Annotated in this window: 29 protein-coding genes and 1 other RNA gene; 13 read left to right on the top strand and 17 right to left on the bottom strand. The window is 64.0% G+C overall.

Translation table 11 applies throughout. From position 1 onward, the window contains the following. Window positions 1-20 precede the first annotated feature (20 nt). The 4 genes from dnaJ to hrcA form a co-directional block, all read right to left on the bottom strand. The gene (gene dnaJ / locus ABE473_RS08695; RefSeq protein ID WP_176989746.1) at window positions 21-1,157 is read right to left on the bottom strand and encodes a molecular chaperone DnaJ; all 1,137 of its coding nucleotides are present in this window, start codon (window positions 1,155-1,157) and stop codon (window positions 21-23) included. Between the two features lie 164 nt (window positions 1,158-1,321). Then, the gene (dnaK, locus tag ABE473_RS08690) at window positions 1,322-3,250 is read right to left on the bottom strand and encodes a molecular chaperone DnaK (protein ID WP_346489175.1); all 1,929 of its coding nucleotides are present in this window, start codon (window positions 3,248-3,250) and stop codon (window positions 1,322-1,324) included. Between the two features lie 174 nt (window positions 3,251-3,424). Beyond that, window positions 3,425-3,940: a nucleotide exchange factor GrpE gene (gene grpE / locus ABE473_RS08685; RefSeq protein ID WP_346489174.1), complete on the bottom strand. Its 516-nt coding sequence runs from the start codon at window positions 3,938-3,940 to the stop codon at window positions 3,425-3,427. An 82-nt stretch (window positions 3,941-4,022) separates the two neighbouring features. Further along, window positions 4,023-5,090, bottom strand: a complete 1,068-nt coding sequence (gene hrcA / locus ABE473_RS08680) for a heat-inducible transcriptional repressor HrcA (protein ID WP_019183158.1) — start codon at window positions 5,088-5,090, stop codon at window positions 4,023-4,025. A 125-nt stretch (window positions 5,091-5,215) separates the two neighbouring features. Between hrcA and recN the strand changes: the two genes are divergently transcribed. Beyond that, window positions 5,216-6,877, top strand: coding sequence for a DNA repair protein RecN (gene recN, locus ABE473_RS08675; protein WP_176989743.1), 1,662 nt, complete (start codon window positions 5,216-5,218; stop codon window positions 6,875-6,877). 70 nt (window positions 6,878-6,947) lie between these two features. Here recN and ABE473_RS08670 read toward each other — a convergent pair whose 3' ends face one another. After that, window positions 6,948-7,457 carry a CPCC family cysteine-rich protein gene (locus ABE473_RS08670; RefSeq protein WP_346489173.1) on the bottom strand — a complete coding sequence of 170 codons (510 nt, stop codon included), beginning with the start codon at window positions 7,455-7,457 and terminating at the stop codon, window positions 6,948-6,950. Between the two features lie 110 nt (window positions 7,458-7,567). Further along, window positions 7,568-7,975, bottom strand: a complete 408-nt coding sequence (gene fur / locus ABE473_RS08665; protein ID WP_070470227.1) for a ferric iron uptake transcriptional regulator — start codon at window positions 7,973-7,975, stop codon at window positions 7,568-7,570. Between the two features lie 104 nt (window positions 7,976-8,079). Between fur and bamE the strand changes: the two genes are divergently transcribed. Further along, window positions 8,080-8,472, top strand: coding sequence for an outer membrane protein assembly factor BamE (gene bamE, locus ABE473_RS08660; RefSeq protein WP_121042056.1), 393 nt, complete (start codon window positions 8,080-8,082; stop codon window positions 8,470-8,472). 16 nt (window positions 8,473-8,488) lie between these two features. On the opposite strand, the gene ABE473_RS08655 is transcribed toward bamE, so the two are convergent. Continuing rightward, entirely contained in the window at window positions 8,489-8,749 is a 261-nt protein-coding gene (locus tag ABE473_RS08655) for an RnfH family protein (protein ID WP_346489172.1), read from the bottom strand. Window positions 8,750-8,752: 3 nt separating this feature from the next. Further along, the gene (locus ABE473_RS08650; protein ID WP_176989739.1) at window positions 8,753-9,181 is read right to left on the bottom strand and encodes a type II toxin-antitoxin system RatA family toxin; all 429 of its coding nucleotides are present in this window, start codon (window positions 9,179-9,181) and stop codon (window positions 8,753-8,755) included. Between the two features lie 57 nt (window positions 9,182-9,238). Here ABE473_RS08650 and smpB point away from each other — a divergent pair, with 57 nt between their 5' ends. Both smpB and ABE473_RS08640 read left to right on the top strand, forming a co-directional pair. Continuing rightward, the gene (gene smpB / locus ABE473_RS08645; protein WP_179459174.1) at window positions 9,239-9,742 is read left to right on the top strand and encodes an SsrA-binding protein SmpB; all 504 of its coding nucleotides are present in this window, start codon (window positions 9,239-9,241) and stop codon (window positions 9,740-9,742) included. Continuing rightward, a complete protein-coding gene (locus ABE473_RS08640) occupies window positions 9,742-9,981 on the top strand; it encodes a hypothetical protein (RefSeq protein WP_346489171.1) in 240 nt (79 codons plus the stop codon). Before smpB ends, ABE473_RS08640 begins: the two co-directional genes overlap by 1 nt. A gap of 5 nt (window positions 9,982-9,986) precedes the next feature. On the opposite strand, the gene ABE473_RS08635 is transcribed toward ABE473_RS08640, so the two are convergent. After that, window positions 9,987-10,286 (bottom strand): metalloregulator ArsR/SmtB family transcription factor, encoded by a 300-nt coding sequence (locus ABE473_RS08635; RefSeq protein ID WP_346477950.1) that lies wholly within the window; start codon window positions 10,284-10,286, stop codon window positions 9,987-9,989. Window positions 10,287-10,441: 155 nt separating this feature from the next. On the opposite strand from ABE473_RS08635, the gene ABE473_RS08630 reads away from it, so the two are divergent. Both ABE473_RS08630 and ABE473_RS08625 read left to right on the top strand, forming a co-directional pair. After that, entirely contained in the window at window positions 10,442-10,867 is a 426-nt protein-coding gene (locus ABE473_RS08630) for a YeeE/YedE family protein (RefSeq protein WP_346477949.1), read from the top strand. Then, window positions 10,864-11,301, top strand: coding sequence for a YeeE/YedE family protein (locus tag ABE473_RS08625; RefSeq protein WP_346489170.1), 438 nt, complete (start codon window positions 10,864-10,866; stop codon window positions 11,299-11,301). Before ABE473_RS08630 ends, ABE473_RS08625 begins: the two co-directional genes overlap by 4 nt. Here ABE473_RS08625 and ABE473_RS08620 read toward each other — a convergent pair. Beyond that, window positions 11,280-12,020, bottom strand: coding sequence for a hypothetical protein (locus ABE473_RS08620; protein WP_346489169.1), 741 nt, complete (start codon window positions 12,018-12,020; stop codon window positions 11,280-11,282). The two genes, ABE473_RS08625 and ABE473_RS08620, sit on opposite strands and share 22 nt — an antisense overlap. Window positions 12,021-12,187: 167 nt before the next feature. Between ABE473_RS08620 and ABE473_RS08615 the strand changes: the two genes are divergently transcribed. The 4 genes from ABE473_RS08615 (at window position 12,188) to ABE473_RS08600 (ending at window position 13,633) form a co-directional block, all read left to right on the top strand. Next, complete coding sequence (locus ABE473_RS08615; protein ID WP_121042052.1) at window positions 12,188-12,541, top strand: hypothetical protein; 354 nt, start codon at window positions 12,188-12,190, stop codon at window positions 12,539-12,541. Window positions 12,542-12,647: 106 nt separating this feature from the next. Continuing rightward, window positions 12,648-13,050, top strand: a transfer-messenger RNA (tmRNA) gene (gene ssrA, locus ABE473_RS08610). A 159-nt stretch (window positions 13,051-13,209) separates the two neighbouring features. Continuing rightward, complete coding sequence (locus ABE473_RS08605; protein ID WP_346489168.1) at window positions 13,210-13,440, top strand: Arm DNA-binding domain-containing protein; 231 nt, start codon at window positions 13,210-13,212, stop codon at window positions 13,438-13,440. Then, the gene (locus ABE473_RS08600; RefSeq protein ID WP_346489167.1) at window positions 13,397-13,633 is read left to right on the top strand and encodes a hypothetical protein; all 237 of its coding nucleotides are present in this window, start codon (window positions 13,397-13,399) and stop codon (window positions 13,631-13,633) included. Before ABE473_RS08605 ends, ABE473_RS08600 begins: the two co-directional genes overlap by 44 nt. A 922-nt stretch (window positions 13,634-14,555) precedes the next feature. On the opposite strand, the gene ABE473_RS08595 is transcribed toward ABE473_RS08600, so the two are convergent. Beyond that, on the bottom strand, window positions 14,556-15,254 hold the full coding sequence (locus tag ABE473_RS08595; RefSeq protein WP_346489166.1) for an MAE_28990/MAE_18760 family HEPN-like nuclease: 699 nt from the start codon (window positions 15,252-15,254) through the stop codon (window positions 14,556-14,558). Window positions 15,255-15,256: 2 nt separating this feature from the next. Next, complete coding sequence (locus ABE473_RS08590) at window positions 15,257-16,366, bottom strand: DUF262 domain-containing protein (protein WP_346489165.1); 1,110 nt, start codon at window positions 16,364-16,366, stop codon at window positions 15,257-15,259. Between the two features lie 1,111 nt (window positions 16,367-17,477). Between ABE473_RS08590 and ABE473_RS08585 the strand changes: the two genes are divergently transcribed. Next, window positions 17,478-18,365, top strand: coding sequence for a hypothetical protein (locus ABE473_RS08585; protein ID WP_346489164.1), 888 nt, complete (start codon window positions 17,478-17,480; stop codon window positions 18,363-18,365). A gap of 917 nt (window positions 18,366-19,282) precedes the next feature. Then, the gene (locus tag ABE473_RS08580) at window positions 19,283-19,585 is read left to right on the top strand and encodes a hypothetical protein (protein ID WP_346489163.1); all 303 of its coding nucleotides are present in this window, start codon (window positions 19,283-19,285) and stop codon (window positions 19,583-19,585) included. A 33-nt stretch (window positions 19,586-19,618) separates the two neighbouring features. Here the strand turns inward: ABE473_RS08580 and ABE473_RS08575 are convergent, their stop codons facing one another. The 4 genes from ABE473_RS08575 to ABE473_RS08560 all read right to left on the bottom strand — a co-directional run bounded on the left by ABE473_RS08575 (window position 19,619) and on the right by ABE473_RS08560 (window position 21,560). After that, window positions 19,619-19,888: a hypothetical protein gene (locus ABE473_RS08575; protein WP_346489162.1), complete on the bottom strand. Its 270-nt coding sequence runs from the start codon at window positions 19,886-19,888 to the stop codon at window positions 19,619-19,621. A gap of 194 nt (window positions 19,889-20,082) precedes the next feature. Then, window positions 20,083-20,523: a lysozyme gene (locus ABE473_RS08570; protein WP_346489161.1), complete on the bottom strand. Its 441-nt coding sequence runs from the start codon at window positions 20,521-20,523 to the stop codon at window positions 20,083-20,085. 317 nt (window positions 20,524-20,840) lie between these two features. Further along, a complete protein-coding gene (locus tag ABE473_RS08565) occupies window positions 20,841-21,311 on the bottom strand; it encodes a hypothetical protein (RefSeq protein ID WP_346489160.1) in 471 nt (156 codons plus the stop codon). Between the two features lie 15 nt (window positions 21,312-21,326). Further along, on the bottom strand, window positions 21,327-21,560 hold the full coding sequence (locus ABE473_RS08560; RefSeq protein WP_346489159.1) for a hypothetical protein: 234 nt from the start codon (window positions 21,558-21,560) through the stop codon (window positions 21,327-21,329). Between ABE473_RS08560 and ABE473_RS08555 the strand changes: the two genes are divergently transcribed. Beyond that, a complete protein-coding gene (locus ABE473_RS08555; protein WP_346489158.1) occupies window positions 21,547-21,795 on the top strand; it encodes a hypothetical protein in 249 nt (82 codons plus the stop codon). The genes ABE473_RS08560 and ABE473_RS08555 overlap by 14 nt on opposite strands. A gap of 78 nt (window positions 21,796-21,873) precedes the next feature. Here the strand turns inward: ABE473_RS08555 and ABE473_RS08550 are convergent, their stop codons facing one another. Continuing rightward, window positions 21,874-22,365, bottom strand: coding sequence for a hypothetical protein (locus ABE473_RS08550; protein ID WP_346489157.1), 492 nt, complete (start codon window positions 22,363-22,365; stop codon window positions 21,874-21,876). Window positions 22,366-22,532: the final 167 nt, after the last annotated feature.

The following is a 22,532-nucleotide window of genomic DNA, read 5'->3' as shown; positions in this document are numbered from 1 at the left end:
TTCGCAGGAACCGTCGTCGCTTACGACGTCATCCGGTCCCAGAAGCCCTTCACGCCATCGATGAAGGTCGCCGACTTCGGCGAGTGCTTGCGCGCTTCATCACCGGTGAAGGTGGTCTCGAACTGTTCCAGCAGCTTGCGCTGCTCCGGGGTGAGATTGACCGGGGTCTCCACCACCACGCGGCAATACAGGTCGCCTTCGCTGCGGCTGCGCACCGAGCGCACGCCCTTGCCGCGCATGCGGAACAGCTTGCCGGTCTGGGTCTCGGCCGGAATGCGGATTTCCGCATAGCCACCCAGCGTGGCCACACGGACGGTATCGCCCAGCGCGGCCTGCGAGATGCGGATCGGCACTTCGCAGTGCAGGTCGTCGCCATCGCGCTGGAAGATCGCGTGCTCGCGCACCCGCACTTCCACGTACAGATCGCCTGCCGGGGTGCCGGCCGGACCGGCCTCGCCCTCGCCGGACAGCCGGATGCGGTCGCCGGTGTCGACGCCCGCAGGCACCTTGACCGACAACACCTTGTCTTCCTCGACACGGCCATTGCCGTGACAGGTCTTGCAGGGGTTCTGGATGATCTGGCCACGGCCGTTGCAGTGGTGGCAGGCCTGCTGCATCGCAAAGATGCCGCGCTGGATGCGCACCTGGCCCTGGCCACGGCAGACCGAGCAGGTCTCGACCTTGCCATCTTCCGAACCGCTGGCGTTGCAGTCATCGCACTCGACCAGACTCGGAATCTCGATGCGGCGTTCCACGCCCATCACCGCTTCTTCCAGGTCCAGCTCCATCACGTAACCGATGTCGGCGCCGCGACGGGCCTGGCGCGGACCACCACCACCGGCGCCACCGCCGAAGATGTTGCCGAAGATGTCCCCGAAGATATCGCCCATGTCCGGGCCACCCGGACCACCGCCACCGCCGCCCATGCCGTGCTCGAACGCCGCGTGGCCGTGGGCATCGTACATACGGCGTTTGTTGCCGTCGGACAGGGTTTCGTAGGCTTCCTTGCATTCCTTGAAGGCGGCCTCGGCCTCGTTGTCACCCGGATTGCGGTCCGGATGGAACTTCATCGCGCAACGGCGATAGGCCTTCTTCAGTTCTTCGTCGCTGGCGGTGCGGGACACGCTCAGCACTTCGTAATAATCGCGCTTGCTCATAGCTTGAATCGGTTTCCGGAAGTCGGGATTCGTCAAAGCGGAAGAGCGGCACCAGGTCCGCTCTTTCGCCGGGCGCCCCGACAGGCCGGGATACGGCTGTCAGGACCAGAAGGGGGATACGACAACGGGACGTTGCCTGCGCAACGTCCCGTGTCATGGCCGGATCAGGACTTCTTGTCGTCCTTGACTTCGGTGAACTCGGCGTCGACCACATCGTCGTGCGCGCCGTTGTTGCCACCGGCATCCGGGCCCGGTGCGGCGCCACTCTGCTCGGCCGCCGCGGAGGCCGCGAACAGGGCCTGGCCGGCTTCTTCCAGCACCTTCGACTTGGCTTCGATCTGGGCCTTGTCGTCGCTCTTCATCGCGGTTTCCAGATCGGCCAGGGCCGACTCCACCTTGCCGATCACGTCGCCACCGACCTTGCTGCCGTGCTCGGTGATCGCGGTACGGGTACCGTGGATCAGCGCGTCAGCCTGGTTGCGGGCCTGGACCAGCTCGTGGAACTTCTTGTCTTCTTCGCGGTTGGCTTCCGCGTCGGCGACCATGCGCGCGATCTCGTCCTCGGACAGACCCGAACCGGCCTTGATCTCGACCTTCTGCTCCTTGTTGGTCTTCTTGTCCTTGGCCGACACGTGCAGGATGCCGTTGGCGTCGATGTCGAAGGACACTTCCACCTGCGGCAGGCCGCGCGGCGACGGCTCGATGCCGGAGAGGTCGAACTTGGCCAGCGACTTGTTGAAGCGGGCCTGCTCGCGCTCACCCTGCAGCACGTGCACGGTCACGGCCGACTGGTTGTCCTCGGCGGTGGAGAACACCTGCGAGGCCTTGGTCGGGATGGTGGTGTTCTTCTCGATGATCTTGGTGAACACGCCACCCAGGGTCTCGATGCCCAGCGACAGCGGGGTCACGTCCAGCAGCAGCACGTCCTTGACGTCGCCGCCCAGCACGCCGCCCTGGATCGCGGCACCCAGTGCCACGGCTTCGTCCGGGTTGACGTCCTTGCGCGGTTCCTTGCCGAAGAACTCGGTCACGGCCTGCTGCACCTTCGGCATGCGGGTCTGGCCGCCGACCAGGATCACTTCACCGATGTCGCTCGAACGCAGGCCGGCATCGTTCAGCGCGATGCGGCACGGCTCGATCGACTTCTTGATCAGGTCTTCCACCAGCGCCTCCAGCTTGGCGCGGGTCAGCTTGATGTTCAGGTGCTTCGGGCCCGACGCGTCAGCGGTGACGTACGGCAGGTTCACTTCGGTCTGCTGGCTGGTCGACAGCTCGATCTTGGCGCGCTCGGCGGCATCCTTCAGGCGCTGCAGGGCGAGTGGATCCTTGCGCAGGTCGATGCCCTGGTCCTTGTTGAACTCGTCGACGAGGTACTCGATGACGCGGTTGTCGAAGTCTTCGCCGCCCAGGAAGGTGTCGCCGTTGGTGGCCAGCACTTCGAACTGCTTCTCGCCGTCGACGTTGGCGATCTCGATGATCGACACGTCGAAGGTGCCGCCGCCCAGATCGTACACAACGATCTTGCGGTCACGGCCGTCGCCCTTGTCCAGGCCATAGGCCAGGGCAGCCGCGGTCGGCTCGTTGATGATGCGCTTGACTTCCAGACCGGCGATGCGGCCGGCGTCCTTGGTGGCCTGGCGCTGGCTGTCGTTGAAGTAGGCCGGCACGGTGATCACGGCCTCGGTGACGGTCTCACCCAGGAACGCTTCGGCGGTCTTCTTCATCTTCTCCAGCACGCGGGCGGAGATTTCCTGCGGGGCCATCTTCTTGCCGTCGCTGGTCTGAACCCAGGCGTCGCCGTTGTCATGGGCCAGGATGCCGTAGGGCACGTGCGCGATGTCCTTCTGGACTTCAGCGTCGGTGAACTTGCGGCCGATCAGGCGCTTGACAGCGTAGAAGGTGTTCTTGGGGTTGGTCACCGCCTGGCGCTTGGCCGAGGCGCCGACCAGGACTTCGCCGTCCTTGGTGTAGGCGACGATGGAGGGCGTGGTGCGATCGCCTTCCGCGTTTTCGATGACGCGGGCCTTGCCGCCGTCCATGATCGCCACACACGAGTTGGTGGTGCCGAGGTCGATACCAATGATCTTGCCCATGAGGGAGACTCCTGAAGTTCTGGGTACATCCGGCAGCTGCCGGGTTATGAATGGGATGTGTGGGACGCTGCGGACACTTTCAAGCCGTCCATCAAACACAGTGTTCGATGGCGACCCAACGCGTTCAGCGTCCGGTCGAGCCGCCGGGCCAGGCCCGGCAGCCCGGGATGCGGGTCAGTCGCGGGCCACCACGACCAGCGCCGGACGCAGCAGGCGGTCGTTGAGCAGGTAGCCCTTCTGGAACACCTGGACCACGCTGCCCGGCGCCGCGCCGGGCGCGTCGACCTGGCTGATCGCCTGGTGGTGGTCCGGGTTGAAGGTCTGGCCGGTCGGGTCGAGCAGGGTCAGGCCATTGTCGGCGGCGACCTTGAGCAGCTGCTTGTAGGTCAGTTCAATACCTTCGCGCAGCGGGCTCGGTTCGCTGCCGGCGGCATTGAGGCCGGCATCGAGGCTGTCGAACACCGGCAGCAGCTCGCCGAGCAGCTTTTCATTGGCGAAGCGGCGCGCCTGTTCCACGTCGCGGGCAACGCGCTTGCGCTGGTTGTCCAGGTCGGCGCGTTCGCGCAGCGACTCCGAACGCAGCAGGGCCAGCTCGTTGTGCAGGCTGTCCAGCTGCTGCTGCAGGGACGGCTCAGCGGCCGGCTCGCCGGCGGGATTCTGGGATGCGATATCTGACTGATCTTGGTTCATTTCCGGATCCTTGGCGGTGACTCTCCGCCTCCACCCACCCCTATGTGGGCGCGGCTACGGGATTCAAGAGTCCAGGGCTGCTTTATGCGCGATCGCGGGACAATCCACCGCCGCCGGGCGAGCCCAGCGCGGCCCCCAGTACCTGGGCGGTGGCTTCAACCAGCGGGATCATGCGGTCGTAGGCCATCCGCTTCGGGCCGATCACCCCCAGCACGCCCAGCACCTGGCCATCGGCCGAGTACGGGGCGGTGACCAGCGAGACGCTCTCCAGCGGCATCACCCCGGTCTCTTCGCCGATGAAAATGCGCACGCCCGGGGCCTGGATGGTGCGCTCGAGCAGTTGCAGGATCTCGCGCTTGCTGGCGAACACGTCGAACAGCTCGCGCAGCCGCTCCAGGTCGGAGAGGTCCTGCACGCCCATCAGCCGGGTCTGCCCGGCCAGCACCATGTCATCGGCCGGCGGCACCATCGCCTGCTCGGCCAGCTCGATGCTGTGCGCCAGCAGCTGCTCCATTTCCGACTGCGCATCGCGCAGCTCCAACAGCAGCCGGGCCCGGATCTCGGCCAGCGGGCGCCCGGCGCAGTTCGCATTGAGATAGTTGGCGACCTGCTCCAGCTCGCCCGGGTCGAAGCTGCGGCGCGGCTCGATCACCCGGTTCTGCACTTCGTTGTCGGCGAACACCAGGATCGCCAGCACCCGACGCGCGTCCAGCGCCACGAAATCGATATGCCGGAACGCGAACTGCTCCCGGCGCGGCGCACTGACCACCCCGACGAAGTGACTCATCGCCGACAGCAGCTCCGAGGCACTGCCGAGCAGGGCCTGGGTGCCGGTGCCGGTGGCCAGTTCGGTGCGCAGGCGGCTGAGCTCGCCCTCGCCCGGCGGCTGCATCTTGACCAGGCTGTCCACGAACACCCGGTAGCCGTGCGCGGTCGGCACCCGGCCGGCGGAGGTATGCGGCGAGCTGAGCAGGCCCAGGTCTTCCAGGTCGCCCAGGATGTTGCGGATCGTGGCCGGGCTGACGTCCAGGCCGGCATGCCGGGCAAGCGTCTGCGAGCCGACCGGCTCGCCATCCTGGATATGGCGGGCGATCAGCGTCCGCAGCAGATGGCGGGCGCGTGGCGCGAGATGTGACGCGGAAGGATGCATGGAATCAGCCTGTGAGACGCCCACTTAGATAATGGCTGCACGGGGCGTTGGCAAGTCATTGGAGACGCCCCCGGCCCATGCTAGCGTGCGCGGCTTGGAGACACCCCTCGTGTACAACGTAGACCATGCTTAGACATCTATCGATCAAGGATTTCGCGGTCGTCCGCGCCACCGAGCTGGAATTCGGCGCCGGCATGACCGTGGTCTCGGGCGAAACCGGCGCGGGCAAGTCGCTGATGGTGGACGCGCTGGGCTTTTTGTCCGGGCTGCGCGCCGACAGCGGCGTGGTCCGCCACGGTGCCGCGCGCGCCGAGCTCTCGGCCGAATTCGCGCCGCTGGCCGACGCCCCGGCGCGCCAGTGGCTGCGCGACAACGAGCTCGACGACGAAGAACAGTGCCAGCTGCGACGCGTGATCCGCGCCGACGGTGGCTCGCGCGCCTTCATCAATGGCCGCCCGGTGACGCTCTCCCAGCTGACCGAGCTGGCCGGCATGCTGGTGGAAATCCACGGCCAGCACGAACAGCAGGCCCTGCTCTCGCGCCCCTCGCAGCTCTCGCTGCTGGACGCCTTCGCCCGCAACGACGCCGAGCGCGCCCAGGTCCGCCAGACCGCGGCACGCTGGCAGGCGCTGGTCGATGAAGCCGAGGCCTTGTCGCGCCAGGGCGACGTGAGCGACCGGATCGGCTACCTGGAGCACCAGCTCGGCGAGCTCAAGCGCGAAGACCTCGACCCGGCCTCGATCGCCACCCTGGGCAGCAGCCACCGCCGCCAGGCCCATGCCAGCGCGCTGATCAGCGCCTGCGACGTGGCCGTCAGCCGCCTCAACGGCGACGACGAGGTCTCGGTGCTGCAGCTGCTGCAGCAGACCCGCCACGATCTGACCCGCGTGGCCGAACACGACAGCCGTCTCGGCGAGGTCGACGCCCTGCTCGACAGCGCCGCCATCCAGCTGGACGAAGCGCTGTCCCTGCTCGATCGGGTCCACGACGACCTGGATGCCGACCCGGAGCAGTTCGAGGACATCGAACGCCGGCTGGGCCGCCTGCACGACCTCGCCCGCAAGCACCGCGTGCCGATGGAAGCACTGGGCGAGCACCGCGACGCGATGGAGGCCGAAGTCGAGCAGCTGCGCGGCGCCGATGAGCGCCTGCAGGCCCTGGCCGGTGAGATCGACCGCGCCGCCGGGCAGTGGAAGACCGTGGCCGAGGTGCTCAGCGCCAGCCGCCGGAAGGCTGCCAAGGCGCTGTCGGACACCACCACCACCCTGATCGGCGAACTGGGCATGGGCGGTGGTCAGTTCCTGATCGATATCGAGCCGCAGACCGTGGCCAAGCCGGACCCGAACGGCGCCGAGCGGGTCGAGTTCCTGGTCGCCGCCAACGCCGGCCAGCCACCGCGCGCCCTGCGCAAGGTGGCTTCGGGCGGTGAGCTGTCCCGGATTTCGCTGGCGATCGAAGTGGCCGCGCTGGGCCTGGATGCGGTGCCGACCATGGTCTTCGACGAAGTCGACTCGGGCATCGGCGGCGCCGTGGCCGATATCGTCGGGCAGAAACTGCGCGCCTTGGGCGAGAAGCGTCAGGTGCTGTGCGTCACCCATCTGCCGCAGGTCGCCTCCAAGGGCCACGCCCACTACCGGGTCAGCAAGGCCCCGGTGGACGGCATGACCCAGAGCGCGGTCGAGAAGCTCGATGCCAAGGCCCGCGAAGAAGAGCTCGCCCGGATGCTGGGCGGCGTGGAAGTCAGCAAGGAAGCCCGCGCCGCAGCGCGCAAGCTGCTCCAGGTCTGACCGGTAGTGCCGGCCGCTGGCCGGCTCCTCCAGATGCCGGACCGCCCTGCCATCACCGGCCGCTGGCCGGCTATCCCGGCAACCCGACGCCGCACCCGGTCGCGCGCCGATAGCCCCTCCCCGCCAAGGCGATCCGGTCGCCGCGCGCGCCGCGATACGCCGCCAGGGTGCTGCGGTTGACACTGCTGTAGGTGTCAGCCGGTTGGTCGCCCCCGTCTTCCCAGCCACATACCGGGCAGATGTCGTAGTCCCCACGCGCCGGCAAGGTCATGTGGAAGCAGCACGGACAGGCCGCCAGATCGGGCTCCGGGCCCACTACGGTGACCGGCCGGCCGAGAATCCCGGATACGTGGGCCTGGAGGAAGTCATTGGAGACCCCCGCCAATACGACCTCGGCGAAGTGCCGCAGCAGGAACCGTTGCGCCGCAGGGTCATGCGCCCCGGTATACGGCAATGGCTCGCCGGTGGCGGCGTCGACGTAGTCGGCCCGCAGGTGATCCTCCCGCGCCGCGTCAGACAGCCGAGACACCCGACCCTCCGCCAGCGCGGCCAACGCTGCCGCCCGCTGCATCTCGTTCATGCCTGCCCTCCCTCGGTGCCGATGACGGTTCCGCTGCTCACCCCTGTCCGGAAACGAAAACCCCGGGCGAGCCCGGGGTCTTTGATCGCATCCGGGCGGCCGGCAGGCCGTTACCGGCGCTTCTTGCGCACGTAGAGCACCAGCGAGTGCTCTTCCAGCTCGTAGCCGTGGTCCGCGGCGATCTTGCGCTGCAGCTCCTCGATCTCGTGGCTTTCGAACTCGATGATCTTGCCGCTGTCCACATCGACCATGTGGTCGTGATGACCACCGCGGTCCAGCTCGTAAACAGCCTGCCCGCCTTCGAAGTTGTGCTTCAGCACCAGGCCGGCAGCCTCGAACTGGGTCAGCACCCGGTACACCGTGGCCAGGCCGATCTCGTCACCGTGCTCCAGGAGCTGGCGGTAGATGTCTTCGGCGGTCATGTGGTGGCTGGCATTGCGCTGCTCGAGCAGCGCCAGGATCCGCATACGCGGATGGGTCACCTTCAGGCCGACTTTGCGCAGGTCGTGGGTTTCCATAGTTCTCCGTTCATTGGCGATTTAGCGCCAGCTGCCTCGGATTGGGTCGCGGCGACACGTCAGGAGTGTATCATCGACTCGATTTCCCCAAACGCCATTCCCCGATGCGCAATCTCCTGCTGGTCGCCGCCGTTGCCCTGTCCACCACGGGCTGCGGCATCATTTACAAGCAACCCATCTATCAGGGCAACCTGATCCGGGAGCAGGCCGTCGGTCAGCTGCAGGTGGGCCAGAGCAAGCAGCAGGTCAGTGCCCTGCTCGGCACGCCCTCCGTCGCGGACCCGTTCCACGCCCAGCGCTGGGACTACACCGCCAGCCAGCGCGTGAACCGCGTCGGCAAGACGGACGTGAAGAACTTCACCGTCTACTTCGAGAACGACGCGGTCACCCGCTGGGACGGCGAGTACTTCGCCAGCGATGATGCCCAGCTGGCCCGCAGCACGGTGCGCCAGTTCGGCCGCAACCTGCCCAAGGACAAGAAGAAGCGCGGCCGCTGAGGCCCGCTTTCTTCACTCAGCTGCCGGCGCGTGCGCGTCGGCGGCGATTGTCTTTCGGGTCGGCCAGCAGCGGACGCAGCAGCTCGACCCGGTCGCCCTCGCGCAGCCCCTGATCCGCCTTGGCGAGCAGGCCGTGCACGGCCACGGCCGGGCACCGGTCACTGCCTTCGATGGCGGCCAGCGCGACGGCGTCGGCAACGGCGGCCCCCTCGGCCAGCGCCAGCACCCGCGACTCGACCCGGTCAGGCCAGGCCAGCACCACCTCGACCGTGATCACGGCTCACTCCTGGGCGTCGGCGACGCGGACGAAATCGTTCACCATGCGATCGGCCAGACCCTGGAAGCCCAGCGCCAAGGCCGGACCGAGCAGGCGTGAGGTCGGCTCGAACTCCAGCGTCAGCGTGACCTTGCAGGCGTCCTCGGCCAGCGCATGGAACTCCCAGCGCCCGTGCAGGCGCTTGAACGGCCCGTCCTTGAGCTGCATATCGATGCTGTGCGGGCGCTGCAGCGTGTTCTCGGTCATGAACCAGGTCGAGAACGAACCGAAGCCCAGATCCAGGCGCGCGACCAGACGGTCCGGGCCGGACTCCAGGATCTGCGAGGCCGAACACCAGCGGAAGCGGCGCGGATAGGCGTCAATATCATTGACCAGGTCGAACATGCGGGCAGCCGAATGTTCGACCAGGGCACTACGGCGGATAGTTGGCATGCGATACAGATGTCTGATGAATCGACCGGGCGTGCCCGAATCGGAGACAATAGGGAAATGAGCAAGAACAGCGGCAAGGATAAAGCAAAGGACGCGACGGCCAACAAAACCATCGCGCTCAACAAGCGTGCCCGTCACGAGTACCACATCGAAGATCGCTTCGAAGCCGGCCTGGCCCTGCAGGGCTGGGAGGTCAAGTCGATCCGCGCCGGGCGCGGCAACATCATCGATGCGTACGCCTACGTGCGTGATGGCGAGATCTACCTGATCGGTGCGCAGATCACCCCCTTGATCCAGGCCTCCACCCACGTGGTGGCCAACGACCGCCGGGAGCGCAAGCTGCTCCTGCATCGCAACGAGATCGACAAGCTGATCGGCAAGGTCCAGCGCGACGGTTACACGATCGTGCCCACCGCGATGTACTGGAGCAAGAACAAGATCAAGCTCGAGATCGCGCTGGCCAAGGGCAAGCAGACCCACGACAAGCGCGATGCCGAGAAGGACCGCGACTGGGCGCGCGAGAAGTCGCGCACGATGCGCCGCCACAACCGCGACGCCTGATGACGCGCACGGTGCCCGCAGCGGGCATCCAGCCGGCCAGCGCCGAGGACACCCGCGCGGTGTTCGCCGGTCTGCTGGCCTTCAACCAGGCCCGCACGCTCGGCGCGCACGCCGTGACGCCGGATACCTTCTCCTGGCAGGCCGAGGGCTTCTACCTCAAGCAGGGCTATGAGGTGTTCGGCCGGCTGCAGGCGTTTCCGCCCGGCCGTCAGCGGCTGTATCTGCGCAAGCGGCTGTAGGGCCCCTACGCAGCGCCGGCCTCGCCGTCCGGACAGTAGGCGTCATGCAACGCCGCCAGCACGCGCAGTGCCGGCGACTCGGCCAGCGCATAGAAAATCGTCTGGGCCTCGCGCCGGGTGGTGACCAACGCCATTCCCCGCAGCACCGCCAGGTGCTGGGACAGCGCCGACAGACCCAGCCCACTGAGCGGCTGCAACTCCCCCACCGACGCCTCGCCTTCCACCAACCGACACAACACCCGCAGCCGTGCCGGATGTGCCAGCGCCTTCAACAGGGCAGCGGCCTGGTCCGCTTGGGCGGCCATCTCTGCAGCACGGGAGGTCACAGGGGAATGTCGAGTCGGGTTCGAATCACGCATGACTTGCACTTTACCTGAGACAACCCTAATTTAGATTTATCTGAATTACAGGGCGAGCCCATGTCGCATCCAGACTTTTCTACCGCTGCCGTTGATCGCCCATGACGCCGGGCTGGGTGACCGCCCTGGCGGGCGGAGTATTGATTGGCCTTGCCGCCACCGCCCTGCTCTGGCTCAACGGCCGCATCGCCGGCATCAGCGGCATCACCGCCGGCGCCTTGTTCCCGAAACGTGGCGAGACGGCGTGGCGCTATGCATTTCTGCTGGGGTTGATCGCGGCCGGTGCACTTGCGCTGCACTGGCTGCCCTCCGCCGCGCCCTCACGCACCGGCTTTCCGCCGGTACTGCTGATCGCAGGCGGCCTGCTCGTGGGCTTCGGCACCCGGCTGGGCGGCGGCTGCACCAGCGGCCATGGCGTCTGCGGCCTGGGTCGCCTGTCATTGCGCTCGCTCGTCGCCGTAGGGGTGTTCATGGTCACCGCGATACTGACCACCTTCATCGTGCGCCACGTCGCGGGGATCGCATGAACCGACAGAGTCTGGCCGCGCTCTGTGCGGGCGCCCTGTTCGGTCTCGGCCTGGCAGTCTCGGGCATGACCGATCCGCTGCGCATTCTCGGTTTCCTGGATGTCACCGGCGCGTTCGACCCGTCCCTGCTGTTCGTTCTCGGCGGCGCCGTCGCCACCACCGCGCTGCTGTTCCGGTTCGTGCTGCGCGCGCCGCGGCCGCGCCTGGCCGATCACTTCCATCTCAGCGACAGCCAACGGATCGACACCCGCCTGCTCGGCGGCGCAGCGTTGTTCGGCATCGGCTGGGGCTTGGCGGGCTATTGCCCCGGGCCGGCGCTGGTCGGTCTCGGCTATGGGGCCCACGAAGCCCTTTGGTTCGTGCCGGCGATGCTCGTTGGCATGGCAGTGCACCGGGGGTGGGAACGTCAGGCTCAGCGCGCGTCGTCGACCTGATACGGTCGCATCTCCACCGGCGGCGGGTCCACGCCGTGCTTCTGGCGATACAACGCATTGAGATGGAGGTTCAGATGCAGCGCCTCGGCCTCGGCCAGCAGGCGCTGCTCGCCGCTCAGCCGCGCTCCCAGCATCATTTCCCGGTGCAGCGCCGTGGTCAGATCGCCGCGCATCTCGGCCACGCGGGATATCGCGTAGGCCTCGGGAATCCCTGCCGCACGGGCACCCGCCTTCCAGGACGACAGCAGGCTCAGCGCGAACAGATCGCCTTCCGCGCCGGCGGCCAGCAGACGGCTTTCGGCCTTCGGATCCACGCCCAGCCGCCGCGCATCGCGCATCGTTGCCGCCACCGTGTCGCCTGCCCGTGCCGCCTGGTCGACCTCGGCATCGGAGGCCTGCTGATAGCGGGTCCACTGCGCGCCATTGGGAAAGCCGTGCTGGTCGAGCCAGCGCCGCTCCTCCGGGTGACCGCTGCTGAAGGGGTCCTGGGCGATATCCAGGCCGTCCCGCGAGCCGGGGAGATCGGGGAAGGGATGGGGCGGCTTGGTCGAGGGGCGCGGCGCCACTTCAACCGAAGGCGTGGCCGCCTGTCCGGTCGGTTTCGACGCCCGCCCTGCCCCGCCAGGCGCCTGCGCACCCGACGTCGACCGCCAAACGCTGGCGGCTCCGATCACCGCCACCACCAGCACCGCCACTGCAATCCACACCTGCTTCTTCAACGCCTCGTCCCTGTCAGCAACCACGCTTCCGGGGCCGGATTGTAGTCCTCCGGTGCACCCGGGTGCCCGCCCCGCCTGACCCGCGGACGCCAGCGGGACAACGATCTTTCCCCGCCAACCCCGCACAACTGTCAGAATCCCCGCATTGATACGGAAAGGATCCGCGCGTGACTCTCGAAACTACCCCGGCACCCGCACTGGCGGCGGACGAACTGACCACCCTGCGCGCCGACGTGGCGGCGCTGGAGTTCATCTTTGACGAACTCGCCCGCGCCATGGACCCGGCCGCGCTGCTCAAGGTGCTGACCTACCTGATCCGCAACGCCAAGCGCGTCGCCTCGGAGACACAGAGCTACGACAGCCTGGAGCACCGCCGCCTGGTGGCCCAGGTGGAGTCGCTGATGGCCCGGGTCGAACCGCAGGCCAAGAAGCAGGCGATGACCGTGCGCAACGAGCACAACCGCCTGAAAAAGGAAAAGGCCCGGCACAAAGCCGACAGCCGCCGCCAGCTGCAGAAGTAAGTACCTGGCGGACAAGGTGACTGTTCAGCTGGATTGGAGTAGCATCCAATCCGTCAAGTAGACGTCCGGTGCTGTTTCCGGATGAAGTGCGGTTCTTGAAGAAACCGGGGGTGCATTGGTTTCGACGGGGGTTGTGAAGTTACTTGGTGCATGCCGAGGGGGCAGCTTTCCTCGTTAATCCAGCAGCAAACTTTTAGTTGCCAACGACGACAACTACGGTTCGAACGACTTCGCAATCGCTGCCTAAAAACAGCTTTAGCGTTTAGTTCTACAGCCGCCTTAGGCGAACCCCCGAACCTACTTGTGCCCGTGCTCGTAGATGTAGGGTCATTATCACGGAACCGGTTGTGATGGCTGCCTGTCAGTCACGACTTAACTAAAGCAGGCTGGTCCTGGGGTGCGCTTTGCACACCGTGCTGCCACAGGATGAGATCTAACGGTGAGCTAAGCATGTAGTACCGGGGATGGAGTGCCTTCGGACGGCGGTTCAATTCCGCCCACCTCCACCAATGAAGGGTCTGAGAAGACCCAGAGAAGCCGAGAAAGCCTTATAAAACGGGCCTCTCGGCTTTCTTTTTGTCCAAGGCAGTCTGGGGCTATCCGTTGCAGGCTGTGACGGCGGGGGTATATCTAGGGATATTCGCTCTGCCCCGAAACACGATACCCCCATGCCCCTGACCGACGTAGCGATCCGTCGCGCCAAGCCGTCCGAGAAGCCGCAAAAGCTGGCTGACGGCGGCGGACTCTATCTCCTCATCACCACGGCCGGCGCCAAGAGCTGGCGCTGGAAGTACCGGGTGGCCGGCAAAGAGAAGCTGCTGACGCTGGGCCTGTATTCGGAGGTGACACTGGCCCATGGCGCGCGACGCCCGCGAGGACGCTCGGCGGCTGCTGCGTAGCGGCGGCGACCCGGGCCAGCAGCGCAAGGCGGCTACCGCCTCCCCGCCAGGCGCGCCCGAGGACTGTTTCGAGACCATCGCCCGGGAATGGCTACGTGGCCGGCCTTGGGTGCCGGGCTACCAGAAGAAGGTCGAAGCCTGGCTCAAGAATGACGTGCTTCCCGCCATCGGCATGGCCGTGCGGTGGAGCTGAAGGCTTCCGACTTCCTCGCCATCGCCTGCAGGATGGAGGAGCGCAAGGCGTTCGAGTCCGCCCACCGGATGATGCAGAACTGCGGGCAGGTCATGCGGTATGCCGTGGCCACAGACCGTGCCGAGCGGAACCCTGTCGCTGACCTGGGGGGGCGGTGGTGCCGGCGCCAGAGAAGAACCACGCCGCGGTGGTGGACCCCGTACAGCTGGGTGGCCTGCTGCGTGCCCTGCACCCCTACACCGGGACGCCAGTCGTACGCGCCGCGCTGCAGCTGATGCCGCTGGTGTTTGTGAGGCCTGGCGAGCTGCGCGCCGCCGAATGGGCGGAGATCGATCTGGATGCCGGCCTCTGGAGCATCCCGGCCAGAAGGAAGAAGATCCCACAGCCACACATCGTGCCGCTGGCGACCCAGGCCGTTGCGGTGCTGAAGACGCTGAAGGCCACCTTCCCCAACCGACTACACCGGTGCATACGTGTTTCCCGGGATTCGGACCTACATCCGACCGATGTCGGAGGTGGCCGTTCTCGCCGCCCTGCGCAGCATGGGCTTCGACAAGGACACGGTCACCGGCCACGGATTCCGGGCGACCGCGGGCACGCTGCTGGATGAGGTGCTGGGTTACCGCCCGAACATCATCGAACCAGCTGGCGCACGCCTTGCGCGCCCCCAACGGCCGGGCATACAACCGTACGACCCATATGGCCGAGCGTGCGCATGATGCAGGAGTGGGCGGACTACCTGGACCGGCTGAGGGCCGGCAACGTTTTCCCGCGGCAGCTCGACCTAGCTTCCGGCGGACAAGCTTAGAAGGGAGGCAGCAGGGGCACGAGCCTTCGAGCTTCCCGGCGCTGCGCGGCAGGGGCGCCGCCGCGTGCCCTTCCTGCCTGCCTAACGCGGCCGGCGCAGCTAAGACGGCGGGCTTTACGCGCTGCTAGGAACAGCGGAGGCACAATGACCTGATTTGCTCGGAGGCTCCAAACCGCCGCATTTCAGGTAGCGTTTTGTCACTGCCGCGTTCTCAACGCTAGACCGGAATTCTTCGATAAGAGCCATAACCGTTTTATGCAGTTCCTGATACTCATCAGCGGAGACATTGAGTTCTTCGCCGTGCGCAACGTGATTGCGAGGGTTGACCAAATTACTGTCGATGAACTGCATTTTCGTAAGAAATCCGGAGTCATCTAGCCCCAACATCAACAGGATGTCCTTCAGAACGTTCGACCCAAGGTTAGACTTTGTGTCAATCATCTTCTTGTGTGGAACATTCGCTCTCCGACCTCCACAACTGAGGTAAAACTCAGCCAAATCCATACCACCCTTAAACCCACCTATACCGGACGCTTGGGCGGTGGAAGAGCGCGCAGAGAGGACGAGAAAATTTGTTTGCAGCTCATCCAAATTGGCGCGCTGCATAGCCACATATTTTAGGTAATGACCTGACGCTTTCTTGACGAAGCCCTCCCAATGCGCATAGAGGAGAGCGACGGCCGCTCTGATCAACACTCGCTGCCTGATCTTTCCCTCGTGGCTATCCACGAGAGCTCTCAGCTCGGTGAGCTCCTTCTTCCGCCAGACAAGATCAATCGAAATCGCGCGCAGAAGTTCGTCAGTAGTGCGCATCATCAGGTCCTGAACAGACTGCGTCCGTACGGGATCAAATGTGGCAGACGGCGCGTGGCCGTCATCCCCGACGTGGCCCATCTGGTAAAAGACTCAGAGGACCAGACAGACTGGGCGCGCTCTCGAATCAAGCTCGTATCGCACAGAGTCTTCTCCGAGAGATTGTAAGCCACGCCTAGAGCGACCACTTCGAAGAGAGACAACAAGAACCCCCCCTCATGGCGCCCTTTGGAGGCGTTATAGCGCTTAAACGCATCATCTCCCATGGCATCCTGGATGATCGCGAACGTTTGATTGAATAGCTTGGACGCAGCCGCTTTACCAAACCTCTTAGCCCCGGCAATCTCTGTCATTCGGTCAGTCAGGAAAACACCGATGTCGCCAATGGACTTCAGCTCGCTCACTGAAATGGTGCCAAATACGAGGAATCGCAAAGCTAGCTCCGTGTCATACGCCTCCTCAAGTGGGCGGTCACTTAAAGCCGTTGTCTCAATGAACGCCTCATTTGCACGAAACTGCCGAATCCACTCATAGAATTCCTTGTTTATCATCACCATCAGGCAGTTGCGCACTTCCTGAGGGCTGAGTTCAGACCCGCCCGTATTAAGCCGCTGAAAGAGATCGTATTTTGCTGATTCGTCGCTCTCCTTCAAAACAATGCTCGCACCGATTTTGGAGCGCTTGACCAGCAGCCTTAGTTCCTTGGGCATGGACTTCTCGGTTTCCTCGCCCTCTTCACCCCATACGACACCTTTTAAAGCGGGAAGATACTTCGTTCCACTGAGAACGAGAGGTCCAACAGGCTTACCCTCTTCATCCTTAAGAATGCCCATGAACTGAAAAATCGTTGAAAGTCGCTGCAGCCCATCTACAACATCCCACACCCCATCTTCTCGCTGACTCACAAAGATCGGCGGAAGTGGAATGCCTAAAAGAATAGACTCGATCAGGCCAGACTTCTGAGCCTCGGACCATCGGTAGAACCGTTGAAATTCTGGATGGATGTCGAGCTCAAGGCTCTCATACATGCTTACCCATTCGCCGATCGACATTGGGTAGCCGTCGGTCTTTATATCTCGACGCTTATCGTTAATTTGCTGTTGAAGGGACATTGCGCACTCCTTGCTGATTCTGGGTTCATGGTCAAGGAAGGTGAAGAAGCCGTCAACTCCTTCTCAACTTTAGACCAGCGTCATCTGGCAAGAAGCAAGCGTCGGCGCCCCACGCGCCCAGCGCGCCTTGCCGATGCTCTTTTGATCCATGCAGCCACCGTCGCCGCCGGCGGTCGCACGCGCCGATACGGAGGCAGCGCCGGCTGACTGGCACCGCTACAGCTTCGGGTTGGGGATCGGGTCCAGCCGCCTCTGCTGCTGGATCTCGGTGCGGGATAGTTTGGGGGCTGGCTCATTCTCCGCTACCAACTGCGCCACGGCCTCCTTCAGAGGCACGCCCTCGAGCACTCTCGCCGCGCACCAGGGCTCGGCGTAGCGTTTACCCTGGCGCACGCTGGCGGCCCGGACTTCCTTGTCCTCCCAGAGCTTCCTGCATGACAGACGGACTCGAACGCCCTTGGCATCTGGCTGCACGGCGGCGATCTCGCGACCGTTCCGCCACAGCCCCCACGCTCGCCGTCCTGCACCCAGCCTTGAGGCTGAGGGGCGGTCATGAAGCCGGTGAAGTAACAGAGCGGAAGAATGCGCGCAAGATGCGGACCAGGGCCTCAGATTCCGCGACGGAACGTCAGGGCGACGCAAAGGTGCCGGCCGGGCGCTGCTCAGGCGCCCCAGCACCCTGGCTTAGCTGCCTCCGGCTCCCCGATCCAGCGAGCACAGATTGCCCTGACGCGCCCTGCCGCAGTACAGGGTGAGTGCCCGACCTGGTGTGGGGATCGGCCGTCCCATCCCGTCGGAGTGCAGGCCGCGAAGGCTTGGCCCACAGGCAGGGGGTGTGGTTCGCCCACGTGCGGTCGATTCGTCCAAGCCTCGATCAGACGCGACGGCGCGTCAGGGCCATGCAAAGGTGCCAGAGGGCAAAGATTCCGAGAGGGAGGAGCGGCTGATCCCCACAACAGGCCGGGCGGTCATCCGATAGTTCCGCATGTCTCGTTCGGGCAATCTGTGGTCGCCGGCTGCGGGAGCCCGTTGGCAACTCAGTCCAGGCGATGAAACGCAAGGCTCCCGTTTGCAACCATGCCCGCTACTACAACAAAGGTGACAGAAAGAGATGAAAAAGGGGCTAATCGCATTCGTCGTGATCGCAGGGGCATTGGCAGCTACAGCAATTTACGCCACAAAAGAGGAACCCGAAAAGAGGATCGGCCAAGAGAACAAGCCCGCTCAAGCAACGCAGCTTCCGCTATCGGTGGCAGCGACCGCGCAGGTGCTTGAGAGAGACAACAAGATCCCGCCGGGTTCGTACAAAGCAGTGGGGCCTAGGGCCTACGAAATCGTCAGGGCACATGAATTTCGCCCTACAGGCGATGCACTCGTTCACGTCAAGAAGTTGATAGAACGCTCCGCATCCGGAGATGCCACAGCAACATACGAAATCTATCTAACCATCGAGCAGTGCCAGACGTTCACTTCAGATCGCGCTGACACGCTGGCCGACTCAGCCGCTAGCGTCGGGTCAGGAAGCTGGTTCCTTGAGCGGTCAGAACGAATCCTCAAGGAGTGCGAACCGCTGGTCATGGACCAAGAGATATATCAAGCCGATTGGCTTTCAAAGGCCGCCGCCATGGGGTCGCAAGAAGCGATGCGCGCTTACTCACTGTCTCCTGAGAAAGCCATCGGTTCGCTAGGTGATGCCATCCGTGACCCAGAGAAGCTCGAGCAGTGGAAGCACACAGCTTTGGGCTATGTCCATGAACTGGCGGCACAAGGAAACGCCAATGTTCTTAGCGACCTGGCAATGGCGTACACCTACGGCGGCATCGTCCCTGCGGATCCTGTTGCAGCACTGGCTTACACGCGCGTACTCAACAAAATAGACCCGCGGTTTGCCACGAGCTCTGACATTGCAAACCACGAGAAGAACCTTAGCAGTCAAGAAAAAGAGAAAGCGCGCCTGTCATCAAATGACATTTTCAAGAACTGCTGCACCCCACGATAAGGACGTAAGGTGAAAGTCGATTTAAATGGATTTATTTCTTCGCTGGGCAGAATCTCACTCCCTGCAATTGCAGGCGCATTACTCCTTATGACAGCAGGAAATCTTCATGCGAGAAAGATTCCTGGAGTGATGAACTGCACAAACGGTTGCACGCTGCAAATCCCATATCCAGATCCTGTGACTAGGCAGCTTCTTAACCAAGAAGTAGCGAAGCTCAACGACGGCCGGACAACCGTATGGTCGGCCCAAACCAGAGTATTGGTCGGAGACGTCCTAACGGTGTGCAACGGCATCTCCTGTGTCAACTACACGTGGAGAGGGGCGGTATTCGACTCTGGTGAAGTCATCTCGACGGTCCTCCCGCCCCCCTCTAGCGGTGGTGGCACTGGCGGTGGCACTGGCGGTGGCAATGGTGGCGGTAGTGGTGGCACTGGCGGCTGCTACGGTAACTGCGGCAACGTCAGCATAGGCGAGCTCGATCCGGAGTGATCCATCATCGATGGCGCTCAAATAGAGTGTCCACCACGACGTAACCAAGGCCAGCGCCCTGCGCTGGCCTCTTTCGTTGCTAGCCGCTGGCCGTCGGCCTGTGGGAAGACAGCTGCCCCAGCTCGACCCCGACAACTTGGGCACCTTCACCGTAATCACCGGCGACAGCAGTGGCGTGTAGGCCGATATCCACGACCGGACGCCAGTGTGGCTGACGGCCGGCCAGGCCGATGGGCGGCTGGCGGCCGAGCCGGACGATGCGATGGCGATATTGCTGGCCAGCGCGCCCCGTCCATGGAGGCGTACCGCGTCAGTCGCGCGGTGAACACGCCTAGGAACAACCGGCCCGGGCTTCTGGAACCCATCTAGGCCCCTTGAATCACCGCTGACCAGCACCCATTAGGCCATTCCAACAGGAGAAGATGAACATGGGCGAGACGCGCGAGCAGCTGCTGGCTGAACTCGAATTCTTGGAGCAGGAAATCAAACGTGTGACGACGCTGCAGGCATCCCTCACGCCGGCGCAATACGCCGCGCGGGTTCAGGAGAACCATGACCGCATCGACGAAATCGCCAAGCGTTTGGCGGAGCTCGAAGAAGATGACTTAGAGGAAGAGGAAGACCTCATCAACGAGCGCGACGCGCTCCTGAATGAAGGTCCTGGCGGCCTCGACGATCTGGACGATGAGATCAAAGAATGCAAGGACAAGCTCAGCAAGATGAGCGAGTGAGCACCAAGGCGAGGCCTCGCGGCCTCGCCATTTTTATTCCAGCCACGATGCGAGGCGCGTGCCCAGAAGGCGGTGCTCATGGGGTCCGGGGTGAACATCAAAGGTCGCAACACTGAAGTCATTGGCTGAAACACCAAGCGCCCCGGGCACCGCATCGTCGTACAGCAGCTCAGTGGACACATTCGCTGCGCCGCAGGCATATGCAGCCTCGCGCAATGCACGTTGCGTGTATCGCCAGTTTCCGTTGGCGTGGCCGGTGTGCAGATCGTTGGCGTTCGCGCGGAAGCACCCCATCACCAGCACTGCGGCGCCAGCCGCTTGGAATGTCTGGCAGATCGCGATGACGTTCGCGCGGGTGGTGACCCGGCCGAGTTCGTTCTGCCCGAAACCGATGATGACCAGATCGCCGTCGGTTACGTCAGCTACCGCCCCACCCAGCCGTACGCTGTCCTGGCCCTGACGTGGAGTTGGCAGAGGTGGTTCCGGGGATGCTGCGGTTACGCATGGTGACCGGGCCGCCGTACGCCGACTCCATTGCCCTGATCAGCTCCCACATCATGCCGAAGCGCGTGCACCGCCTCCGCGCCAACTCCGTTGTCGTGCACCGGCAAGGCCGCCAGAACGTCGGCTCCATACGGCGGATTCGCCAGCAGACCATTCACGTCCTTGGTCCGGTCGAGGAACTGGATGGTGGCCGTGGACCGCACAGCAGCGAGGTTATATGCAGCGCCCATCTGGGCGAAGTTGCTGTCTCCGTAGGGCACAACGACCAGACCCTGATCGGCATAGCCGCTGAAGAGCTGCCCGCCGACGGTCACGACGTACCCGCGGTCCTTGGTCGCCTGCCGCCCGTTGTCGGCTCCTTCGGGCCAGGCGAGCATGTCGAGGAAGGCCACAATGTTCACGCCGCCAGCCTGTTGGGGTGTGATCTGCGCCATCGTGGCCTTTCCTGCATGGGTGCCCGCCACCGCAGCCCGGCCGGCTCTGCGAATGTGTCCGGTAAGGGTGCGCGGGCGTAGAAGGCCGATCACCACCGCTGGATAGGCACATTGCCCGGGGTCATGGACCCAGCCCAGTTTTCGCCCACGAATGGCTGTGCCGGCCCCTGTCGCCTCACGGCGAGGATGATGAGCCTGGTCGCAGGGTGGTCGATCGGTGTAGGTATCCCGGAAACGCAAAAGCCCCAGCGCAGGGCCGGGGGCTTCAGGAACAATTATTGAAAGTTGCAGAATCAGCCCATCTAGTGACGTCACTGTCAACCCTTTGGGTGGCCCTCCCTGACGAACCAATCCAAACTTCGCTTGTAAGGCTCCTGGAGTTCGTTGTAGATGTCCCTGTACACGACATGGATTTCCAGAACCGAAAGTAGCCCGCGCAGATGCTCGCGATCGGAAATGGATTCATCTGAATAGATCAGCAGGTCAATGTCCCCGCCCACAGGGATCGATCTCCCATCGACTGCTCCAACGAACCACTCCAAGCGCAGCCAGTCATCGCATCGCTCGCGAAGACTTTTTCCGACCTCCTTCCCTTCCGATACGATCCGTAGCGTCTCAATAATCAGAGGGCCGGTACCGTGGTTGGCAAGGGTCACCACGATCCTTCGATTGAGATCATTGTGAAGGATCGCGGCGAGCGGTCGAACGGAGAGCTTGTCGTGCCGCTGTTGGGACCGCCACGCGAGTACCGCAACAAAAACCGCCACCGCCGCTACGAAGACATCCATTCTTTGCCCCATAGGTTATGCGGCAGCCTTGCCGCGCACCAAGTCTTGGGCACGGCTCAGCTCGTAGCGATATAACCTCAACGTCAGGCTGCCACCGTACTGCTCGGCCACCATCCGCGCCTTCACGGCCTGGCTGGCCGACACCGTGAATTCGGTCCGCACGATCAGCGGCCGGAGCTGGTACTGCCGCGCCATCGACGCCAGAGCGCGGTCTACCCACCGCGGCTCATCCGGGATGCCCCCGTCCACCGCAATCTCCGGCATATCCTGGGGATGGCTCGCATCGTTCGCTCTGCCCGTCACGCAGCACGGCACCCACCGCGCCCACCGCAAGGATGATCCGCTTCCAACCATCACTGGCGCCAACCGGGGTGAACTCGAACTGGCCCTGCCCGCCACAGAGCTGGTCGACGAGGTCGTGATCGACATCAACTACAGGATGCTGCACTGGCGCGAGTTGGCGAGGGCTGGCGCGGGCCCGTGAAGCCGGCTGGCGGATTATCACTAGATTTCTGATGGACGAGGGCGCATCAACTTCCAACTCGACCGAATCAGCGCAGGGCTATGGAATCCGCCCGATCAACGTCGTTCGCAGTTCTTCCTCGGTCTGACCGGGATTCAGCTCAGACAGCTTTCCCAGCGTCTTAAGGTTCTGCGCCATGAGATCAATCGCCCCGTGCAGATCTTGGGCCGGCTCCCCAAGGTAACTCTGCAGCTGCCGACGGACATCCCACATCGCGCTGACTCCCCGATTGAGAATAGCAGCGAGGTTAGACGGGATCAGAATTCCCCCCGGTGTTCTGAATTGAACGCGCGCGAGCATGGAGCGGAGGATTTCTATTTCCGCAACGCATTTGCCGATCGCAACGCTCAGATCTTTCGGCATCACGTCAAAGTACGGAATGAGATCCGCAAGCGGCTTCGAATCGATCTGCTCAGCATTTACCTTCGCGACATTGTGATCACTCACACTTGTCGCCGCCTTCGCAACTGCAGCACTAGCGCCCAGATGAAGCAACTGGATTTCGAGACGAATGTGGGCAATTCTGGTCACGGCGATCGCATGGCGGCGCCTTGCGATAATGGGCTTCGTTCCGAGCCACACGGCTGCGATCGCAGCGCTTATGGTCCCTACCGCGGCCCAAGCATGCCACCACACTACGCAGCCACCCTGCCCAGGGGGCCAGCAGGTGCTGATGGCGTTCCACCAACTCATCGCCC

The organism is Stenotrophomonas sp. TWI700, from assembly GCF_039673645.1.
Taxonomy (GTDB): Bacteria; Pseudomonadota; Gammaproteobacteria; order Xanthomonadales; family Xanthomonadaceae; genus Stenotrophomonas; species Stenotrophomonas maltophilia_AA.
The sequence above is the reverse complement of the archived record's forward strand: the minus strand, read 5'-3'. Positions and strand labels throughout refer to the sequence as shown.

Coding starts and splice junctions, on each gene's coding strand:
- dnaJ (WP_176989746.1), bottom strand. CDS start 1,157: ATGAGCAAGCGCGATTATTACGAAGTGCTGAGCGTGTCCCGCACCGCC.
- dnaK (WP_346489175.1), bottom strand. CDS start 3,250: ATGGGCAAGATCATTGGTATCGACCTCGGCACCACCAACTCGTGTGTG.
- grpE (WP_346489174.1), bottom strand. CDS start 3,940: ATGAACCAAGATCAGTCAGATATCGCATCCCAGAATCCCGCCGGCGAG.
- hrcA (WP_019183158.1), bottom strand. CDS start 5,090: ATGCATCCTTCCGCGTCACATCTCGCGCCACGCGCCCGCCATCTGCTG.
- recN (WP_176989743.1), top strand. CDS start 5,216: ATGCTTAGACATCTATCGATCAAGGATTTCGCGGTCGTCCGCGCCACC.
- ABE473_RS08670 (WP_346489173.1), bottom strand. CDS start 7,457: ATGAACGAGATGCAGCGGGCGGCAGCGTTGGCCGCGCTGGCGGAGGGT.
- fur (WP_070470227.1), bottom strand. CDS start 7,975: ATGGAAACCCACGACCTGCGCAAAGTCGGCCTGAAGGTGACCCATCCG.
- bamE (WP_121042056.1), top strand. CDS start 8,080: ATGCGCAATCTCCTGCTGGTCGCCGCCGTTGCCCTGTCCACCACGGGC.
- ABE473_RS08650 (WP_176989739.1), bottom strand. CDS start 9,181: ATGCCAACTATCCGCCGTAGTGCCCTGGTCGAACATTCGGCTGCCCGC.
- smpB (WP_179459174.1), top strand. CDS start 9,239: ATGAGCAAGAACAGCGGCAAGGATAAAGCAAAGGACGCGACGGCCAAC.
- ABE473_RS08640 (WP_346489171.1), top strand. CDS start 9,742: ATGACGCGCACGGTGCCCGCAGCGGGCATCCAGCCGGCCAGCGCCGAG.
- ABE473_RS08635 (WP_346477950.1), bottom strand. CDS start 10,286: ATGGCCGCCCAAGCGGACCAGGCCGCTGCCCTGTTGAAGGCGCTGGCA.
- ABE473_RS08630 (WP_346477949.1), top strand. CDS start 10,442: ATGACGCCGGGCTGGGTGACCGCCCTGGCGGGCGGAGTATTGATTGGC.
- ABE473_RS08625 (WP_346489170.1), top strand. CDS start 10,864: ATGAACCGACAGAGTCTGGCCGCGCTCTGTGCGGGCGCCCTGTTCGGT.
- ABE473_RS08605 (WP_346489168.1), top strand. CDS start 13,210: ATGCCCCTGACCGACGTAGCGATCCGTCGCGCCAAGCCGTCCGAGAAG.
- ABE473_RS08600 (WP_346489167.1), top strand. CDS start 13,397: ATGGCGCGCGACGCCCGCGAGGACGCTCGGCGGCTGCTGCGTAGCGGC.
- ABE473_RS08595 (WP_346489166.1), bottom strand. CDS start 15,254: ATGCGCACTACTGACGAACTTCTGCGCGCGATTTCGATTGATCTTGTC.
- ABE473_RS08590 (WP_346489165.1), bottom strand. CDS start 16,366: ATGTCCCTTCAACAGCAAATTAACGATAAGCGTCGAGATATAAAGACC.
- ABE473_RS08585 (WP_346489164.1), top strand. CDS start 17,478: ATGAAAAAGGGGCTAATCGCATTCGTCGTGATCGCAGGGGCATTGGCA.
- ABE473_RS08580 (WP_346489163.1), top strand. CDS start 19,283: ATGGGCGAGACGCGCGAGCAGCTGCTGGCTGAACTCGAATTCTTGGAG.
- ABE473_RS08570 (WP_346489161.1), bottom strand. CDS start 20,523: ATGGCGCAGATCACACCCCAACAGGCTGGCGGCGTGAACATTGTGGCC.
- ABE473_RS08565 (WP_346489160.1), bottom strand. CDS start 21,311: ATGGATGTCTTCGTAGCGGCGGTGGCGGTTTTTGTTGCGGTACTCGCG.
- ABE473_RS08555 (WP_346489158.1), top strand. CDS start 21,547: ATGCCCCCGTCCACCGCAATCTCCGGCATATCCTGGGGATGGCTCGCA.